The organism is Yersinia aleksiciae, assembly GCF_001047675.1.
Lineage (GTDB): Bacteria > Pseudomonadota > Gammaproteobacteria > Enterobacterales > Enterobacteriaceae > Yersinia > Yersinia aleksiciae.
In genome coordinates this window covers 3166540-3186371 of the sequence record NZ_CP011975.1, presented here as the reverse complement: position 1 = coordinate 3186371, position 19832 = coordinate 3166540, and the positions used below count along the sequence as shown (strand labels likewise).

Below are 19832 nucleotides of genomic sequence, written 5' to 3'. Positions count from 1 at the left end.
GCAATTAAGCCGTTAATAACTGATTCATTCTGCGAATGAACTGGTTAGGGTCATCTAGTGTTCCCCGCTCAGCTAACAGCGCTTGATCCAGTAATAACTCTACCCATTCAGCAAACTGAGTATCATCCGCAACATCAGCTGCCCGTTTTACCAAGCCATGTTCTGGATTCAGTTCGAAGATGTATTTCACTTCAGGTGCCTGCTGACCCGCAGCGGCAAACAATTTCGCCATTTGCGTGCTCATCTCGTCGGCATCTGTCGTGACAATCGCTGGCGTATCGGTCAGACGATGCGTCAGACGCACATCTTTCACTCGCTCACCCAGCAAAGTTTTAACACGCTCGACGAATGGCGCCAGTGCTTTATCAGCCTCTTGCTGCTCTGGACGCTCTTCATCTGCCAGCTTATCCAGCGAATCATCTGCTTTGCTGACTGATTGGAAGACTTTACCATCAAACTCAGTTAGGTAACTCATCATCCATTCATCGATACGATCGGATAACAGTAAGACTTCAATGCCTTTTTTGCGGAACAGTTCCAAATGAGGGCTGTTCTTCGCTGCCGCATAGCTGTCAGCAGTGATGTAATAAATCTTCTCCTGCCCTTCGGCCATACGGCTGACATAGTCTTCCAATGACACGGTCTGTGCTGAGCTATCAGTGTGTGTTGAAGCAAAGCGCAGTAACTTAGCGATGGTCTCTTTATTGCTGCCGTCTTCAGCTGGGCCTTCTTTCAGCGCCATGCCAAACTGCTGCCAGAACTGCTGATATTTCTCAGCATCGTCTTTGGCCAGTTTTTCCAACATTTGCAGCACACGTTTGGTCAACGCACTGCGCAGATTCTGAGTCACACGGCTATCTTGCAGAATCTCGCGGGAGACGTTGAGCGGCAGATCATTAGAGTCTATTAAGCCGCGAACGAACCGCAGGTAGTTCGGCATGAACTGCTCCGCGTCATCCATGATAAATACGCGCTGGACATAAAGCTTCAAGCCATGCTTATGGTCACGATTCCACATATCCCAAGGAGCCTGCGCCGGAATATACAGCAGGCTGGTGTACTCCTGCTTGCCTTCAACGCGGTTGTGACTCCAGATTAATGGATCGGTAAAGTCATGGGCGATATGCTTGTAAAAGGCTTTGTATTCGTCATCCGTGATATCCGCTTTATTGCAGGTCCACAGTGCCTGAGCTTTATTAATTTTCTCCCAGGTAATGGTGCCATCTTCTTCATTTTTACTTTGAACTTCAACCGGCAACGCAATGTGGTCTGAGTATTTGCTGATGACAGATCGCAGACGCCAATCATCAAGATATTCATCTTCACCTTCGCGCAGATGCAGGGTAATTTCAGTACCACGCTCTTCTTTGGTGATATCTGCAATGGTGTAATCACCCTCACCTTCAGATTCCCAGAACACACCAGCTTCCGCTGGGGCACCGGCAGCGCGGGTACGAACAGTGACTTTATCGGCCACGATAAAGGCAGAATAGAAGCCGACACCAAACTGACCAATTAATTGGCTATCTTTGGCTTGATCTGAACCAATAGACTCAAGGAATGCTTTGGTCCCTGATTTGGCGATAGTCCCAAGGTTATCAATGACTTCTTCACGGCTCATACCGATGCCGTTATCACTTAGGGTCAAAGTACGTTTTTCTTTATCAAAAGATAGACGCACGCGCAGCTCGCCGTCCCCCTCGAACAACTCAGGGTTAGATAGCGCGCGAAAACGCAGTTTATCCGCCGCATCAGAGGCATTTGAGATCAGCTCACGCAAGAAAATTTCTTTATTGGAATAAAGCGAGTGAATCATCAAATGGAGAAGTTGTTTGACTTCAGACTGGAATCCACGGGTTTCTTGACCTTTCATACTCATTAATTACCTCAATCCAAATTACCGACAGGTACAAAATTGAACAATGAGGATTAAATGGGGCCGACAGGCGGGGGATTCAAGTCTCGACGCAGAAAAAATAGGGGATTAGGGGCGATAAGCTAATGATCACGAATAAAATTATTCAGATGGGAATCAATAACAAAACAATCGCCCGCACGATGACATGAGGTTAATACTTAATGGGATTACGCCCAGCTAACGAATGGGATAGTGTCGTACCATCAACCATTTCCAGCTCGCCACCAACAGGCACGCCATGTGCAATACGGCTGGCTAATACCCCATACTGACCACACATCTGACCGATATAGTTAGCAGTTGCGTCCCCCTCAACCGTCGGGTTAGTTGCCAGAATAACCTCAGTAATGGTTTCAGATTCAAGCCGTTTTTCGAGTAAATCTAAACCAATATCACCGGGGCCAATGCCATCCATGGGGGATAAGTGCCCCATCAGTACAAAATAGCGCCCACCAAACTGGCCGGTTTGTTCAATCGCATGGATATCCGCAGGGCTTTCGACCACACAGATTTGGCCATTTTGCTGACGGCGTGGATTGGAGCAAATAGTGCAACGGTCTTGCTCGGTAAATGTACGGCAGTCAGCACAGTGGCCGATTTCGGACATCGCACGGGTTAAAGACTGTGCCAAGCGCATTCCGCCGCTACGATCGCGTTGTAGCAGCTGGAATGCCATGCGTTGCGCTGATTTCGGGCCAACACCCGGTAAGCAGCGCAACGCCTCCATTAATGATTCAAGGAGTGGGCTGGTTTGCATCAGAACGGCATCTTAAAGCCTGGTGGCAGTTGCATGCCACTGGATACAGAGGCCATTTTCTCTTTTTGCGTTTCATCGATGCGGCGAGCAGCATCGTTCAATGCGGCAGCAATCAAGTCTTCCAGCATCTCTTTATCGTCTTCAACCAATAGGCTTGGGTCGATTTCAACCCGGCGGCAGTTATGCGCCCCATTAATTGTCACTTTTACCAAGCCCGCGCCAGATTCACCGGTAACTTCTAATTTGGCGACTTCTTCCTGCATCTGCTGCATTTTTTCCTGCATCTGCTGGGCTTGTTTCATTAAATTGCCAATACCGCCTTTACCAAACATAGTCATCTCTCATAGCAAGGGGCCACGTCAGTGCACCATGCACTTATCGCAGCAGTTAAACTGGTCGGATACTCTCTTCATCCAATTCGGCGTCAAAGAAACGACGCAGTGTCTGAATATTATTATCCGCGATAATTGACTGACGCGCTTGCGCCAGTTTTTCTTCATAAATGGTTTGCCGCCACTCCAGCGGGGTGCGCTCCGCGGGATTATCATCTTCGACAACACTAAGTGTCACCGCGTTACCTTGTAATTCACTCAGAGCCTCCGCCAACATCTTTTGTGCCGATGGCGAATTTAAGTGGCGCTGAGCAGAACGCAGGTGAAGGCAAATATTACCCGGTTCTATTTCTTCTTTAAATGCATTCAGCGCAAGCTGCTGCACCAATTTAGGAATTTGTAGCTTATCTATCTCAGCCGCCCAAGGATCCCGCGCCATCGCCTCTTCGGCCAATTTTGCCGAAAGCTCTGGCGTTTTTTCATGTTCCAGCGCCGAACGCATCGCTTTCGGCGTGGCTATCGGCTCAATTGAGACTTCAGGCTGATTCTGCGCGATCCAGCGGTAAGCTTCTTTCTTTACCGGTTTCTTCTCTTCCGTTGATTTGGCGGCCAGACGCTGCTGGCTGCGCTCAGTCACCGAAGCTAAGCGCTCAAGTGCTGAGTTTGCCGGCCGCGCTTTTCCTGGCGCCGCCGGTTCACTCTTTTTTGCGGTGGTCGTCCCCGACTGTCGCAGTAACTGCGTTCGCGCTTGAAGAAGCTGTGCGGTAGAGTCGGGTAACTGAGTACTCACTGTCGCGGCAGCCCCGAGTGGTGGGGCCTCTTGCTGCGATTCTGCTTGAACGGTTTGTGTATTTTGATCGCGTTGAGTGGCTGGTGCACTGTTATTGCCCATGGCGGCCATCGGCATGACTGCGGGCATGATCTGGGATTCGGCGATTATCGCTTTAGGATGAAAAGCCAGCGCTCGCAATAGGGTCATTTCAACCCCCATACGACGATCCGGTGCATAGGCCAGCTCTTTGCGGCCCACCAACAGAGTTTGATAATAGAGCTGAATATCCGCAGGCGGTAATGTACGGGCCAGTTCGCGTAAACGTGGCTCGATCGTTGCGTAATGATTATCCAGCATCGATGGCAGCAACTGCACCATCGCAATACGGTGCAGCAAACTTAAGGTTTCAACCAATAAGTTTTCCCAATCCACGCCACGCGATGCCGCTTGTTCTATCTGCGCCATCACCCGCACACCATCGGCACTCACTAATGCTTCGATAATCGCCAGTGGCTGCTCATCATCCAGCGTGCCAAGCATCTGGCTGACAGTGGCCGTCGTGATACTCCCATCCCCCATTGCCACCGCTTGATCTGTGAGGCTAAGGGCATCACGCATACTGCCATCGGCAGCCCGCGCCAGTAATTGCAATGCTCTAGCATCACTGCTGATATGCTCAACTTGCAATATCTTTTCGAGTAGCGCACGGATGACTTCAACATCGATCACTTTGAGGTGGAATTGCAGACAGCGGGAAAGGATAGTCACCGGCAACTTCTGCGGATCCGTGGTCGCCAGCAGAAATTTCACATGTGCTGGCGGCTCTTCAAGGGTTTTTAACAGCGCATTGAAACTGTGCCGCGACAACATGTGTACTTCATCGATCAAGTAGACTTTGAAACGGCCACGGGCTGGGGCATATTGCACATTATCCAGCAGCTCTCGGGTATCTTCGACTTTCGTCCGCGAGGCGGCATCTATCTCAATTAGATCAACGAAACGGCCTTGTTCGATCTCGCGGCAGTTAGCACAAGTACCGCACGGGGTGGCAGTGATACCCGTTTCGCAGTTAAGTCCCTTGGCTAATAAGCGAGCAATAGAGGTCTTGCCAACACCACGGGTGCCGGAAAACAGATAGGCGTGATGAATCCGCCCTAACGAAAGGCTATTGGCTAGCGCCGTCAGAACATGCTCCTGACCAACGACGTCTGCAAACGTTTGGGGGCGCCACTTACGGGCAAGGGCCTGATAGCTCATTAATACCGGAGAAGTTGGATAATCTAGAGGGTCATGCTAACACAGCCTCGCCACTAACGGCGAGGCCGATATTTTCAATACAATCAATGCCCGCTGAAGGAGACCAGACTGTAGCAAGTAATCCCTTGCTGAGTTAGGCGAGCTTCGCCACCCAGTTCAGGCAAATCAATGACAAACGCCGCGTCAGTCACTTCACCACCCAGACGACGAATCAATTTAACCGTTGCTTCGATCGTCCCGCCAGTCGCCAGCAAATCGTCAATGACCAAGACATTATCGCCCGGCTGAATGCTGTCCGTGTGGATCTCTAGTTTGTCGGTGCCGTACTCTAACTCATAGCTTTCGCTGATGGTGGCGCGTGGTAACTTACCCGGCTTGCGCACGGGAACAAAACCAACACCCAGAGCTAATGCCACTGGCGCACCGAACAAAAAGCCGCGGGCTTCTGTACCCACTACTTTGGTCACGCCTTTATCCAAATAGCGCTCAACCAGCATTTCGATGCTAGAGGCATAAGCTAACGGATCTTCCAGCAAGCTGGTCACATCACGGAACAGTATTCCCGCTTTTGGGTAATCGGGGATGGTTTTGATACTGTCTTTAATATATTTAAGCTGTTGTGCTGTATTAGGTGCAGTAGCGGTCATAATTTGTGCCTGATAAAACTGCTGTACATACTAAAGCGCGGCCAACCAATGCTAATGCCACATCAGCTGAGTAACTTGTTCTATCTACCGATGACACCCCGATAGTGCAAGTTACCGCATCCTTAACCCTAAGGACGCAACGAGGGATCACCCCGCGCACGAAAACGCTCAAATCTATGCAAACTGACACTAAAATGCAACTAGTGTGAACTGCTCAGCGCTTATTTTGTTGCGATAGGTCAATAACTGGCATCCGCAACATAAAGGTCAACAACACCGTTAATATGATAAGCAATAAGCCTCTAACCCACCAAATTTTTACCAACCAAAGTGAAACGGTAAAAGTGAGCACGGTGACCAATATCGCTTTCCACTTAACGCCTTGCGGCAGAGCACGATGTTGCTGCCAGGTGCGGATGTAGCTACCAAACCATGAGCGATAGAGCAGCCAATGATGAAACCGTGGGGAAGAACGAGCAAAGCACCACGCGGCCAGTAGCAAAAATGGCGTGGTAGGTAAAATAGGAAGCACGACACCCAAAGTTGCCAATATCACCGCTAGCCACCCTAAAATTATTAACAACCAACGAGACATACTCTCCCTTTATGTTCACTGTAGTGCTCATCAATATGTCTTATCATTAACGCATGCACTGGCTATCATCAACAGATATTCTTGCCATTATCAGTACCGTATCTGTCTATCCATTTTATTTAGCTGCCCACTTGCTTGTAACTACAACCATTCGAAGGCAAGCTGGCGGGAAATGCCCAGGAGCACCACCATGAGTACAGAAAAATTATTGCAGGTGCTTGAAAGCCAAATTGAAGCGTTGTCGACTCAGGTTGGCCCTCAAGCTAACACGCCCTCCCAACAGGCCCGTTTTGATCTGAATCTATTTGGTAATCATGGTAATCGTTTTCGCGACTATCTACAGGAAGTGCGCAAGAATATGGCACAACTGAAACAAGTGGTTGCCGAGAATCGCACCCAGCAGGTCGCCTTTCTGGCAGAGAAATTGGTCGCACAAATCTCAGCGCTGCAAAGAGAGCTGGCGACTCAAAAACTAAGGAAGTCCAATCCTGAACCTAGGGATAGTAAATTGGACCCTTATCATAAGTTGGCTGAGCATCAGGATTATGAGCGGCGTATAATGACCATGATTCAGGATAGAGAGAGTCAACTTGGCCGACAAAGTTTGCTCTCCGAACAGCAAAAGATACAAAAAGAACTCGCCGCGCTGGAAGGCCGTTTAATGCGTTGCCGACAAGCGCTAATCAAAATAGAGCGCAGTATCGAGAAAAAAGAGAACGGTTTTTGAATATTTGTCACATTTTTTGAATCGTTAGGGTTCCGGCAGCGAATAGTTTTCTATAATGTTTTATACCATCGCCGCTCAAGTCGCAGGTGTGTTGGCTGAGTTCAATCACCGGAACTACTTACTGATGTAAGCTCATCGGGGTTCCCCATTGACCATCTTTCTGCATCTTGAAATCTTTCGGGTAGATGGATTGAATCAAGTCAGGTAGAACTTTGCAGCGAAGCAATTTATCCCCCGACTTTCCTCATTCACTGAAAACCAAGTGTTGGTCACATTATGTCAGTTGAAAAAGCTTCACCAGAACTGCAACTGGCAGTAGATCTTATCTACCTGCTGGAATGCAATGAGATCGCGCCAGAAACAGCACTGAAGGCGTTAGAGATCGTGCAACTTGATTATCAGCGTAAGCTCCGCCATCAAACTTCAGATTGAAATCTATAGGGTATAAATAATTTACCCTATAGATGATCCTGAGTTATCGCCTCTCCCCACCTGCCAGATGGCCTCAAGCGAGCGGCTTGTTGATATCCGGTAAGTCAGGCTTAGTGTCCCCCAGCTCAGAGTGCGCGACAGGTAAATCTTTCGTTTCAAGCGGGCGATTAACTTCCTGAAGTTGAGTACCATCAGGTTTATGCAAGTACACTTCCAACTGGTTAAAGGCGATATTAATGTCATTCTCGCGACATAACTTATCAATCGCCCGATTTAATTCATCTACTGTATAGCTGCGGTCCCGCAATTCACGTACATACAGACGCAACTCGTGATCAAGAGTACTGGCACCAAAGTCTAGGAAGAAGACCTGTGGTTCAGGGTCAGTCATTACCCGTGGATTATCATGTGCGGCTTGTAACAGCACCTCTTTCACTTTTTCTAAATCAGAGCCATACGCAACGCCAACTTTGATTATGATGCGGGTGATCGTATCTGACAGTGACCAGTTGATCAGCCGCTCTGTCACGAATGCCTTGTTCGGAATAATCACTTCTTTGCGGTCAAAATCGGTAATTGTTGTTGCGCGAATCCGTATTTTGCTGACATTACCCGAGAAGGTGCCAATGGTGATGGTGTCGCCGATCCGTACAGGACGTTCGAACAGAATAATCAAGCCGGAGACGAAGTTGGCAAAGATCTCCTGCAAACCAAACCCTAGACCAACAGAGAGCGCCGCCACCAGCCATTGCAATTTATCCCACGAAACCCCAAGTGAACTTAGTGCGGTTATCCCACCAATGGCGGTAATAAGGTAGGTCAGGATCGTGGTGATGGCGTAAGAGGTGCCTTGGCGCAGTTGTAGACGCGACAGCACCACTACTTCTAGCAGACCAGGTAGGTTGCGGGTCAAAATATAGGCGACCACCAATGCCATTAAGGCCACCAGCATATTCCCCAAGGTCACGGCCTGCGTTACGCTCGCACCTGCAACTGTTGTGGTGTAATGCCACAAAGAGATGCTGTCCAGATAGGAGATAACGGTGATCAGGTCAGCCCAGATCCAGTAGAAGCAGGTGGCGAAAATCAGGAATAGCGCCATGGTGGTCAAACGCAATGACTGTTGGTTAATTTGATCCAGTGCCAGCGGCGGCTCTTCGACTGGCTCACCGCCTTCAGCACCCTCTTTCACCAAACTTTGTCGCCGTGCAATTGCTCGACGATAAGCCAGACGCCGCGCCGCGACCCCTAACCCACGAATCGCCGTCAGATAAACAATATTCCACAAGAATAATAAGTACAGGCTGTCAATCCAGCGCCCCGCTAATTGCAGCGTCGTGTAGAAATAGCCAGCAATCATTAATCCAATCAATATGATAGGGGTTACAGCCACGGCGGTGATAATAACCAGGCGTACCGCATGGGAGTCTTTCTCACGCCAGCTATCACGGCAGAATGGAAAGACAAACAGCGCCAGCAGCGCCAGCGCTATCACAATAACAATTTGCCCAATGACATCATCGACCAGCCGAAGTGGGCTTTTTTGCCCCAATGCAGACCAGAAGATTACCGGTAATAATGCCGCCCCCAAGCGCACCATTTGGCGACGGTAATGCGCACATCTGTCGGCTGAGATCATAAAGTGCCGCTCAGTGATGCCCCCGGGGGATAACATGCGATAAGTCAGATCAAATATCAGCCAGAACAGGGCCAGATGTTGGAAGAAGCTCCAGAAGAAATCACTGAGATTAAAGTCTGAACGTAAGCACCAGTAGCCGATGCCTAAGATGATTAAGCTACCCGGTAACACCTTCAGCAAGGTAAGCATGATGGCATTGGGTGTGTGCATTTGGCTATCGTGCTTTAATTGCCCGACATCAGCGGCGAGCCTGTCCAGGTGTTTATTAATGATTTTATAGCGTGATCGGATTACCCCTGCCACAACCAGCATGGGTATCAGGAACACCAGTGATTTGATCAGACCAGACACCACATCCCCTAGGGACAGGGTAAAGTGGAAATTGCTCAGTTCAGCTTTAAGCGCCCCCGGTAAGGCTTTCAGCCAAGACCAATCCATCGGTTTGTTGCTGCTAACCCAAAAAATCTGCTGTGTCAGGGTATGTTGCAATGACTCATTGACGCTGAGTAACTGCTGTTGGTTAATTTGCAGATTAATAGCCAGTGTCAGTTGGTTGCCCAACTGCTTATTCAATTGGTCCAGCAGTTCACGCCGAATATCAACAATTTGCCCGAGTGCGTCTTCCACATCAGGGCTGATCTTCTCTTTGCTGCCGCTCATCAGGGTTTGGATATAGTCATCCCCCTGGAATAGCTGGTCACGCTGCTGATTAATTTCAAATTGCTCAAGCCGCAAATCAGCAATGCGTGAGGTCATATTGGTAATTAAGCCGGACGCCGGCAAATTGAGTTGCTGCTGATAGAGAATACGTGAAAGCAGTAAACTGCCGCGTAATACGGTGATTTGCTCTTTTAAATTACGTTCAGATTGCAGGGCACGATCCAGCCAGTTTTTAACCCTAATATTCTGTTGTACCAGCGTATTGCCCTCTTTCGTGGCATTAATCAATCGCTGGCTCAGCTCTTTGTTAATCGCCAGTTCACGACTGACTAACGGGTCATTTTGGATGTCAGTCGCATCATTGGGTGCTTGTGCTTCTTTGGCTGTTTTCTCGGAGAGAATCAAACGTTTACCGCTAACTACCTCTTGCAATATCTGGACATAACGCTCCAACTGATTAATGTGCGCAGTGGTGTAATCCCGCTGTTTTTGCAGTAAGTCTTGCAGAGTCGTATTGGCTTCCAGACTTTTACGCTGCAAATCCAGTTGTGCATTTAGCATCACCTGCTCGGTCAATAGTTCTTGCTGCTGGCTTGGACGCAGAACTTCTTGATTTGGCGATAACCCATTGAGTTGATTGCGAATCTGCATCAATCGCATCGACGCGTTGTACATCGCACTCTGTACCCGCTCCGGCTGTGTTTGCAGGGAAATGAGCTGGCTGTTATAGGCGGAGAGGTCTTCCTGCGCGGTTTGCAAATCATCCAGCGTTTCATTTAGACGCGACTCCAACTGGCGTAACGAGTAGTTAGCCAGTGATTCGCGGGTCAATGTATCGGCTGAGCTGTCTTTAAGCGAATCCAGTGCTTCGGTTGCTTGACGCAACTTCGTCGGGGCCTGCGCCAATTGTTGTTTAAGCTGATTAGCTTCTTGCTTGGTACGCTCAATCGTATCAAGGTATTCCAGCGTCTTAGTCAGGTCTTGTTGTGCGAGTTTTTCCGCTGGCGATAATATTTTCTGTTTTGATAATGTATCCAGTTGACTCAGTACTTCACTGCGAGTCGGCACATCAATATTGATACTTGACGCAAAAGCAATTGACGATAATAGCAATGAAATTATAAGCAGGGTAATCATTATCTGGAGACGCAATAGAAATACACCTGCTGATGCCATCATGGGTAAAGAGAGCGATATGGAATATTGATTGCGAAATCTGCTGTTCATATTTGAACTTCATTTCAACAGAGAGGCTGAAATCCTATCACGTTCAGTCTCGGGTCATCATAAGAAAAGTCTTTCAGCACGTGAATAGCTGCAATAATGCGGGCAGTTACGCATTTGTCATTGAATCGATGTAACCGCTGGCAATATCAATGAAAGCAATACCGCTTAATTAGCAGGACGATTGGCCGTAATGCCTTTGTCACTCAGAATGTCAGTACTTTCTCGGCAGCCAAAGTCCACTGTGCCAGCTCTATCAACGTGCCAATTTCCACACCATCGACCAGTGTTAATCCAGTCACGCCACGGGCATCCGCGCAGGTTTTGCATAATTTAATGGGGACATTCTGTGCCGTGAGAATTTCCAGCATCTGCTGCAAATTATAGCCTTCTCGTGGCTGTTGCCCGTGAATCCCAGCGATAACAGCATCCGACATCAAAAATAGGCGTAAATCGAGATCAGTTTGTTGTTCTTTCAATGCAATGGATAAACGCAGAGCATTAAATAATGACTCATGGCCATAAGCGGCACCATTAGCAATCACAACCAGTGAACTCATAACATGCTCCTCATATAAGCTATTCCAGATAATCCTATACCCTGCTATTAATCTCTTTACGCAATGAAAAGCTGTGGGCTAGCATATCCAGATAGGCATCAACCAATATAGGTGCCTCTTGTTTTATATCAAAACTTTCTGGCATAAAGAGCCAGTTCTCCATCAAACCTGTAATATAAGCTCTCATGATAATCGCAGCGCGATAAGTATCAAGATTAGCGGGCAATTGATTCGCATCAATACAGTCTTGCAAAACGGACTCAATTCGCTCATAACTAGCTAAATCAAGAACTTTACGTGCATCATGGACCGAGGACATCTCACCGACAAACTCACATTTATGGAAGACAATTTCCATCAATGCGCGGCGTCGGCAATCCTCACGCGTAGAAACAAGAACATAGATAAGTATTTCACGTAAGATTCGGAGTGGATTATCAGGATATTTTACCTGATACTCTGATTCGAGCTGATCAATTTTAGACTCTGATAACTCCCAAATTTCGTTAAACAGGTCTACCTTATTCTTGAAGTGCCAGTAAATTGCGCCACGGGTTACACCTGCGGCAGCAGCAATATCTGTAAGCGAGGTGCCGGAAACGCCATGCGCAGAAAATTCCCGCACTGCGGCATCTAGAATTTGTTGCCGGGTCTCTTCGGCTTGCTGTTTGGTTTTTCGTGCCATAGCGTTGTTTTTTCGGGGGGGTGCGATTTACATACATTCACGAATGTATGTACCATAGCACGCACATATAATTTACGCAGCAATGGGTTTTAAAGCTTGTGATCCATTGAATTAAATTAAAAATCGGACACTTGAGGTTTATCTATGAGCAAAAACAGAGGGGTAATGCCTCTGGCTGCAATTCTGGTACTTTCAGGCAGCTTAGTACTTATAGGATGTAATGACAAAGATGCGGCGCAAGCCCATGCTCAACAGGCACCTGAAGTCGGCATTGTGACATTGAAAGCAGCACCACTAAATATCACAACCGAACTACCGGGTCGCACGTCCGCATTCCGTGTTGCAGAAGTTCGTCCGCAAGTTAGCGGAATAATTCTAAAACGTAACTATGTTGAAGGCAGTGATGTCACCGCCGGAACGTCACTTTACCAAATTGACCCTGCCACTTATCAGGCCGCTTATGACAGCGCAAAAGGTGATTTAGCCAAAGCACAAGCTGCCGCTGAAATTGCACGTCTGACAGTGAATCGCTACAAACCATTGCTGGGTACCAACTACATCAGTAAGCAAGAGTATGACCAAGCGGTATCCGATGCTATGCAAGCTAATGCAACTGTTCTTGCCGCAAAAGCCGCGGTAGAAACGGCACGTATTAATCTGGCATACACTCAAGTGACCTCGCCAATCAGTGGTCGTACCGGTAAATCTTCAGTGACTGAAGGTGCATTGGTGACCAGTGGTCAGGCAACAGCGATGACTACGGTTCAGCAGCTTGATCCAATGTATGTCGACGTAACGCAATCAAGCGATGAGTATTTGCGCCTGAAAAAAGAGCTGGCTGATGGCACGCTCAAACAAGAAGGCGGTAAAGCCAAGGTTCGCTTGTTACTGGAAAACGGTACTGAGTACGCTGAAACCGGTACGCTGGAGTTCTCTGGTGTGACTGTGGATGAGACCACGGGTTCGATTACTATTCGTGCAATTTTCCCTAACCCGAATGAAGCCTTGCTGCCGGGGATGTTTGTCCGCGCCCGTTTGGATGAAGGTGTTAGACCTGACGCACTATTAGTGCCTCAACAAGGTGTGACACGTAACCCGCGTGGGGAAGCGACAGCGATGGTCGTCGGTGCCGATGACAAAGTTGAATTGCGTACGCTGGTTGCTAACCAAGCCATTGGTGATAAATGGTTGGTTACTGAAGGCTTGAAAGCAGGTGATCGTCTTATTGTTTCCGGCTTGCAGAAAATCAGACCGGGCGTACAGGTAAAAGTGCAGGAAGTCACGACTCCAGCACCAAAAGCAGCCCCAGCTGATACAGCGAAGAAGTCTTAAAAGGAGCCGGTAATTCATGGCTAAGTTCTTTATAGATCGCCCTATTTTCGCTTGGGTTATCGCCATCATTCTGATGTTGGCCGGTGCACTTGCGATAATGAAATTACCTGTTGCGCAATATCCGACCATTGCGCCTCCGGCAATTACAATCTCCGCCAACTATCCTGGCGCCGATGCGACTACTGTTCAGAATACAGTGACGCAGGTTATCGAACAGAACATGAACGGTATCGACAACCTGCTGTATATGTCTTCCAGCAGTGACTCCTCCGGTAACGTTCAGTTGACGTTGACCTTTAACTCAGGCACTGACCCAGATATCGCTCAGGTTCAGGTCCAGAACAAACTGCAATTAGCCATGCCGTTACTGCCGCAAGAAGTGCAGCAGCAAGGTGTGAGCGTTGAAAAGTCCAGTAGTAGCTTCCTGATGGTTGCCGGCTTTATTTCTGAAGACGGCACCATGCAACAAGAAGATATCGCTGACTATGTGGGTTCTAATGTTAAAGATCCTATCAGCCGTACTGCTGGTGTGGGTGATGTTCAGTTATTTGGTTCCCAATACGCGATGCGTATCTGGATGGATCCGCACAAACTGAATAACTACAACCTGACGCCGGTTGATGTTATCAATGCGATCAAAGTACAAAACAATCAGGTTGCAGCGGGTCAATTGGGTGGGACTCCTCCTGTCCCGGGTCAAGAACTGAACTCATCAATCATTGCGCAGACTCGTTTGACCAATGCTGAAGAGTTCAGCCAGATCTTGCTGAAAGTGAATACAGATGGTTCGCAGGTCCGCTTAAAAGATGTGGCTATTGTTCAACTGGGTGCTGAAAGCTATAACATCATCGCCCGTTACAACGGCAAACCTGCTGCGGGTATCGGTATCAAGCTGGCGACAGGGGCTAATGCCCTGGATACTTCTGCTGCGGTAAAAGCTGAGCTGGCAAAATTGCAGCCGTTCTTCCCGGCAGGGTTGAAAGTGGTTTATCCGTATGACACCACACCGTTCGTTAAGATCTCCATTAACGAAGTGGTTAAAACGCTGGTAGAAGCCATTATCTTGGTGTTCTTGGTGATGTATCTGTTCCTGCAAAACTTCCGTGCAACGTTGATTCCAACGATTGCAGTACCGGTCGTATTGCTCGGTACCTTTGCCATTCTCTCCGCCTTTGGCTATTCGATAAACACCCTAACGATGTTCGGGATGGTGTTGGCGATAGGGCTATTGGTGGATGACGCCATCGTGGTGGTCGAGAACGTCGAACGTGTGATGCAAGAGGAAGGGCTACCGCCGAAAGAAGCCACCAAAAAGTCTATGGAGCAAATCCAGGGCGCATTGGTGGGGATCGCGATGGTTCTGTCTGCGGTATTTATCCCGATGGCCTTCTTCGGCGGTGCAACGGGTGCAATCTATCGTCAGTTCTCCATCACTATCGTTTCAGCAATGGTGCTCTCGGTGTTGGTGGCATTGATTCTGACACCTGCATTGTGCGCCACGATGCTAAAACCTATCGCTAAAGGCGAGCATGGGCCAAAAACTGGCTTCTTCGGTTGGTTTAACCGCATGTTCGAGAAAAGTACCCACCACTATACCGACAGCGTTGCCAATATTTTGCGCAGCACTGGCCGTTATCTGGTGATCTATCTGGCCATCGTGATTGGAATGGGCGTGCTGTTCCTGCGCTTACCGACATCATTCCTGCCAGAAGAAGATCAGGGCGTGTTCCTGACCATGGTGCAAATGCCTGCGGGTGCGACGCAAGAACGTACGCAGAAAGTGCTAAATCAGGTGACTGACTATTATCTCGACAAAGAAAAAGATGTGGTTAACTCGGTATTTACCGTTAACGGCTTCGGTTTCAGTGGTCAAGGTCAGAACACCGGTCTGGCATTCGTCAGTCTGAAAAACTGGGATGAGCGTCCGGGTGAGCAAAATAAAGTTCCGGCAATTGTAGGCCGCGCATCAGCAGCCTTCTCGCAAATTAAGGACGGTTTAGTCTTTGCCTTTAACTTGCCAGCGATTGTGGAATTAGGTACAGCTACCGGCTTCGATTTCCAGTTGATTGACCAGGGTAACGTGGGGCATCAGAAATTAACTGAAGCCCGTAACGAACTGCTCGGCATGGCGGCGCAACATTCGGATATGCTGGTGGGCATGCGCCCTAACGGATTGGAAGATACACCTCAGTTCAAAGTGGAAGTTGATCAGGAAAAAGCACAGGCCCTTGGCGTAGCGATTTCTGATATCAATACCACCCTCGGCTCTGCCATGGGCGGCAGCTATGTAAACGACTTTATCGACCGTGGTCGCGTGAAGAAAGTTTACGTACAAGCTGACGCGCCATTCCGTATGTTACCGGGTGATATTGATAAGTGGTATGTCCGTAACAGCGCCGGTCAAATGGTCTCATTTGCCACCTTCTCTAGCGCGAAATGGGAATATGGCTCACCACGACTTGAACGTTACAACGGCTTACCATCCATGGAAATTTTGGGTCAGGCAGCACCGGGTAAGAGTACCGGTGAAGCAATGGACCTGATGCAGGAACTGGCAGCTAAATTACCAAGCGGCATCGGTTATGACTGGACGGGTATGTCCTATCAGGAACGTTTGTCGGGTAACCAGGCTCCAGCACTGTACGCCATCTCACTGATTGTGGTCTTCTTGTGTCTGGCTGCGTTGTATGAAAGCTGGTCGATTCCATTCTCAGTTATGTTGGTGGTGCCACTGGGTGTGGTCGGTGCGTTGCTGGCAGCCTCACTGCGCGGCCTGAATAACGACGTTTACTTCCAGGTCGGCTTGTTGACCACCATCGGGCTATCGGCCAAGAACGCCATCTTGATTGTTGAGTTCGCCAAGGACTTGATGGACAAAGAAGGTAAAGGCTTGGTGGAATCAACGCTGGAAGCAGTGCGTATGCGTCTGCGCCCAATTCTGATGACCTCACTGGCCTTTATCCTTGGGGTTCTGCCACTGGTTATCAGTAGTGGTGCCGGTTCTGGTGCTCAGAATGCGGTAGGTACGGGTGTAATGGGTGGGATGATCACCGCCACCGTACTGGCAATCTTCTTCGTTCCAGTGTTCTTTGTGGTGGTTCGCCGCCGCTTTAGCCGGAAAAATGAAGATGTAGAGCACGCACATGCCGTTGAGCATAAGGCGAAGTAAACCTTATTAGCAGCAGATGATGTGATATTTAAAGGCCGCACTTAGCGGCCTTTTTCTTTGTCTCCCGCCAGCCCCACTCTATTGAGCCAGCAGAAAACAGGGCCTTATCATCAAGGTAAAGCAGCTGATTCGGTCAATGTGATTATATTGTGATCAATATTCCAAATAGCTTATGAAGCATTTGCAGCGCAACCATAAATTACTATCATCTAAATATTCATAAAAATGAAGATATAGGATAATAAGTAAATGGAAACGAGATTAAAAATTCTCTATGACGCACAGGTCATTGATTCAACGGTCTATTTTGGAATGATCAGGGTTATTGAACGCTTGGAGCTACATTGGAAATTATCTCTACGCCACCCTCAGGGAGAAATGCTGATCACTCACATGGCAAATGCCTTGATGCGAGCGAGTCAGGGAGAAGTGATTCCAGCTATCGATGATGAAATATTAAAAGAAATTGAAGCAACAGCTGCTTTTGCCGATGTCAGGATAATTAACAATGAGTTACTTTCGCTGTTTGCCTTCGAGGTCCCTGATCACGAAATAGGTTATTTATTAGCGAACCTCTATGGCCTGCATCTTGCTCAGCCAACGGAATGGTGATCGTATTTCCATAAGATAAATATTCAAAAAAATGAAAATTATGCCGTGATTTAAGGATCTAAAATGCTACTGAAAGCGTTACAAAAACAGAATCCAGCACTAGTGGAAGCCACTCTTTTATTGTGGCAGCAAGGGGCGATAAAACCTGACAGCTACGTTATTGATGTTGACCAAGTCAGACAAAATGCAAGCTTATTACTGGAAACTGCCGCCCGCCATGGCATTACACTTTATCTCATGAGCAAACAGTTTGGTCGAAACCCGCTGCTTTGCAAGCTGCTATTGGAGTGCGGTTATCAAGGTATCGTGGCCGTGGACTTCAAAGAGGTGCGTCAGCTCTATCAGCATGATTTACCCGTCGCCCACGTGGGTCATCTGGTGCAAATCCCCAGTGGCATGGTGGATGAAGTTGTCTCCCGTCAGCCAGAAGTCATCACGGTCTACAGCATCGCCAAAGCACGAGAAATCGCCGAAGCCGCCCTGCGCCAAGGGACAGAACAGGCATTACTGCTAAAAGTGTGGCACCCCAATGACCTTGTCTATCCAGGGCAAGAAGCTGGATTCACCCTGGATGAGCTGCCCATCACGATAAAGGAAATAAAAGCCTTAGCCGGTGTCCGTCTGGTTGGCGTGACACATTTCCCTTGTATGCTTTTTGATAGCGAAAAAGGAAAGACATTACCCAGCCCGAACCTCAGTACGCTCATTGAGGCAAAAAGTATTCTTGAGCGTGAAGGTATTCATGTGGAACAGGTCAATGGCCCTTCCGCAACTTGCGTCGAAAGTATTCCGTTGCTAGCACGTTATGGCGTGACTCATGCAGAACCGGGACACTCATTGACTGGCACCATGCCATCCAATCAACAGGGTGAACAACCTGAGCATGTCGCCATGCTCTATTTGACTGAGATTTCCCATCATCATCAGGGCCGGAGCTATTGCTACGGTGGCGGATACTATCGACGCGGCCATTTGAGTCACGCATTGGTACATGACCAGCAGTGGCATTCGAGCAAAGTTCTGAGCCCGGCGGCTGATAGCATCGACTACACCCTCAGTCTCACTGACCCCTTCGCCGTCGGCTGCCCGGTGGTGATGTGTTTTCGTACCCAAATTTTTGTCACCCGCAGTGATGTGGCACTGGTTGCAGGGATTCATTCAGGCCAGCCTAGATTGCTCGGAATTTATGATAGTCAGGGTAATACCATCCCCACGCCCACCGAACAGGAGGGGTTATGAGTAAATTTATCGTACTGGTCATCGACAGCTTTGGCGTAGGCGCCATGCCGGATGTTGCTGAAGTCCGCCCACAGGATATCACTGCCAATACCTGCGCCCATATTTTGCAAACTTATCCGGGAATGCGTTTGCCACAGTTGGAGAAGATGGGGTTGCTCAATGCGCTGCATATCGGCTCGCCGGATTTCAAGGAGAGCGTCATGCAAGAGAGTGCACAAGCCAGTTTTGGCGTCGCCCTGTTGCAACATGAAGGCGGCGACACATTTATGGGTCATCAGGAGATCATGGGCACCCTGCCCCGTTCGCCATTATCTATGCCTTTTTCCAGCGTAAAATCGCGTGTGGCTGATGCATTGCGTCAACAGGGCTATCAAGTTGAACAGCGCGGTGCGCCTGAAGATAACAGTGACCTGCAATTTCTCTGGGTCAATGACGCAGTGGCAATTGGTGATAATCTTGAAGCAGATTTAGGCCAAGTTTTTAATATTTGTGCTAATTTAAGTGTCGTTGATTTTGAGTTGGTTGAGAAGATTGGCCGGATAGTTCGCAGTTGTGTCGCCGTGAACCGCGTTATCGCTTATGGTGGGCAACTCACGGATAGCCATAAAATCGTAAGCGCGGCTGAAGTAAAGCAACAGCAATACATCGGCATTAATAGCCCGAAATCCGGTGTTTACGACAATGGTTTTCAGGTTATTCATCTGGGCTATGGTGTCGATGCAGAAGTACAGGCTCCTTATCAGCTTAAGAAAGTGCGTATCCCAACGATCTTGGTCGGCAAAGTTGCCGATATCGTGGCTAATCCCACAGGGCGAAACTATCAGCAATTAGTTGACTCACAAACTATTTTGGATATCACATTGGCAGAAGTTCAACGCACAGGCAGTGCCTTTATCTGCACCAATATTCAGGAAACTGACCTCGCGGGCCACGGGCAAGATGTAGAACGCTATGCAGAACGCCTGCAATTGGTCGATAACATGTTAGGCAAAATTACGGCTGCCATGGTAACCGGTGATTGTCTGGTCGTCATGGCTGACCACGGTAATGATCCCACGATCGGCCACAGTAAACACACGCGAGAACAAGTTCCCCTGCTGGTTTACCATGCAGGGGTGACGAATACGCAGCAGCAAGCCATCCGTCTTGGTATCCGCGAAACGATGTCTGATGTCGGCGCGACCGTCTGCGAATTCTTTGCTGCTCCGGCACCACAAAACGGCCACTCCTTCTGGCAGCAACTCATGAGTGCCAGCCAATAATGGAATATATACA

16 protein-coding genes and 1 other annotated feature are annotated in these 19832 nt (G+C 48.5%); of the genes, 7 read left to right on the top strand and 9 right to left on the bottom strand.

Translation table 11 applies throughout. From position 1 onward, the window contains the following. Positions 1 to 4: 4 nt before the first annotated feature. The 6 genes from htpG to ACZ76_RS14195 form a co-directional block, all read right to left on the bottom strand. Positions 5 to 1873: a molecular chaperone HtpG gene (htpG, locus tag ACZ76_RS14220; RefSeq protein WP_048620309.1), complete on the bottom strand. Its 1869-nt coding sequence runs from the start codon at positions 1871 to 1873 to the stop codon at positions 5 to 7. A 196-nt stretch (positions 1874 to 2069) separates the two neighbouring features. Then, on the bottom strand, positions 2070 to 2675 hold the full coding sequence (gene recR, locus ACZ76_RS14215) for a recombination mediator RecR (protein WP_032812952.1): 606 nt from the start codon (positions 2673 to 2675) through the stop codon (positions 2070 to 2072). Further along, positions 2675 to 3007: a YbaB/EbfC family nucleoid-associated protein gene (locus ACZ76_RS14210; RefSeq protein ID WP_004718772.1), complete on the bottom strand. Its 333-nt coding sequence runs from the start codon at positions 3005 to 3007 to the stop codon at positions 2675 to 2677. The genes recR and ACZ76_RS14210 overlap by 1 nt, the downstream gene beginning before the upstream one ends. A gap of 55 nt (positions 3008 to 3062) precedes the next feature. Then, a complete protein-coding gene (gene dnaX, locus ACZ76_RS14205; protein ID WP_048619505.1) occupies positions 3063 to 5036 on the bottom strand; it encodes a DNA polymerase III subunit gamma/tau in 1974 nt (657 codons plus the stop codon). Then, positions 3669 to 3733: a sequence feature (DnaX frameshifting element), on the bottom strand. (Overlaps the previous gene by 65 nt.) A gap of 83 nt (positions 5037 to 5119) precedes the next feature. Further along, positions 5120 to 5683 (bottom strand): adenine phosphoribosyltransferase, encoded by a 564-nt coding sequence (apt, locus tag ACZ76_RS14200; RefSeq protein ID WP_048619504.1) that lies wholly within the window; start codon positions 5681 to 5683, stop codon positions 5120 to 5122. 214 nt (positions 5684 to 5897) lie between these two features. Next, entirely contained in the window at positions 5898 to 6278 is a 381-nt protein-coding gene (locus ACZ76_RS14195; RefSeq protein WP_048619503.1) for a DUF454 family protein, read from the bottom strand. Positions 6279 to 6468: 190 nt separating this feature from the next. Between ACZ76_RS14195 and priC the strand changes: the two genes are divergently transcribed. Then, positions 6469 to 7005 carry a primosomal replication protein PriC gene (gene priC / locus ACZ76_RS14190; RefSeq protein ID WP_048619502.1) on the top strand — a complete coding sequence of 179 codons (537 nt, stop codon included), beginning with the start codon at positions 6469 to 6471 and terminating at the stop codon, positions 7003 to 7005. Positions 7006 to 7281: 276 nt separating this feature from the next. Beyond that, complete coding sequence (gene rsmS / locus ACZ76_RS17985) at positions 7282 to 7437, top strand: pleiotropic regulatory protein RsmS (RefSeq protein ID WP_004873416.1); 156 nt, start codon at positions 7282 to 7284, stop codon at positions 7435 to 7437. 73 nt (positions 7438 to 7510) lie between these two features. On the opposite strand, the gene mscK is transcribed toward rsmS, so the two are convergent. The 3 genes from mscK to acrR all read right to left on the bottom strand — a co-directional run bounded on the left by mscK (position 7511) and on the right by acrR (position 12205). After that, positions 7511 to 10963 carry a mechanosensitive channel MscK gene (mscK, locus tag ACZ76_RS14185; RefSeq protein WP_048619501.1) on the bottom strand — a complete coding sequence of 1151 codons (3453 nt, stop codon included), beginning with the start codon at positions 10961 to 10963 and terminating at the stop codon, positions 7511 to 7513. 203 nt (positions 10964 to 11166) lie between these two features. Beyond that, positions 11167 to 11520 (bottom strand): DsrE/DsrF/TusD sulfur relay family protein, encoded by a 354-nt coding sequence (locus ACZ76_RS14180; RefSeq protein ID WP_048619500.1) that lies wholly within the window; start codon positions 11518 to 11520, stop codon positions 11167 to 11169. A 34-nt stretch (positions 11521 to 11554) separates the two neighbouring features. Next, positions 11555 to 12205: a multidrug efflux transporter transcriptional repressor AcrR gene (gene acrR / locus ACZ76_RS14175; RefSeq protein WP_048619499.1), complete on the bottom strand. Its 651-nt coding sequence runs from the start codon at positions 12203 to 12205 to the stop codon at positions 11555 to 11557. 144 nt (positions 12206 to 12349) lie between these two features. Between acrR and acrA the strand changes: the two genes are divergently transcribed. The 5 genes from acrA to ACZ76_RS14150 all read left to right on the top strand — a co-directional run bounded on the left by acrA (position 12350) and on the right by ACZ76_RS14150 (position 19819). Next, on the top strand, positions 12350 to 13537 hold the full coding sequence (gene acrA / locus ACZ76_RS14170) for an efflux RND transporter adaptor subunit AcrA (protein WP_048619498.1): 1188 nt from the start codon (positions 12350 to 12352) through the stop codon (positions 13535 to 13537). Positions 13538 to 13553: 16 nt separating this feature from the next. Then, positions 13554 to 16706, top strand: a complete 3153-nt coding sequence (gene acrB / locus ACZ76_RS14165; protein WP_048619497.1) for an efflux RND transporter permease AcrB — start codon at positions 13554 to 13556, stop codon at positions 16704 to 16706. 249 nt (positions 16707 to 16955) lie between these two features. Beyond that, positions 16956 to 17318 (top strand): PRD domain-containing protein, encoded by a 363-nt coding sequence (locus tag ACZ76_RS14160; RefSeq protein WP_048619496.1) that lies wholly within the window; start codon positions 16956 to 16958, stop codon positions 17316 to 17318. 63 nt (positions 17319 to 17381) lie between these two features. Next, a complete protein-coding gene (locus tag ACZ76_RS14155; protein WP_048619495.1) occupies positions 17382 to 18557 on the top strand; it encodes a YhfX family PLP-dependent enzyme in 1176 nt (391 codons plus the stop codon). Next, a complete protein-coding gene (locus tag ACZ76_RS14150; protein WP_048619494.1) occupies positions 18554 to 19819 on the top strand; it encodes a phosphopentomutase in 1266 nt (421 codons plus the stop codon). The genes ACZ76_RS14155 and ACZ76_RS14150 overlap by 4 nt, the downstream gene beginning before the upstream one ends. Positions 19820 to 19832 lie beyond the last annotated feature (13 nt).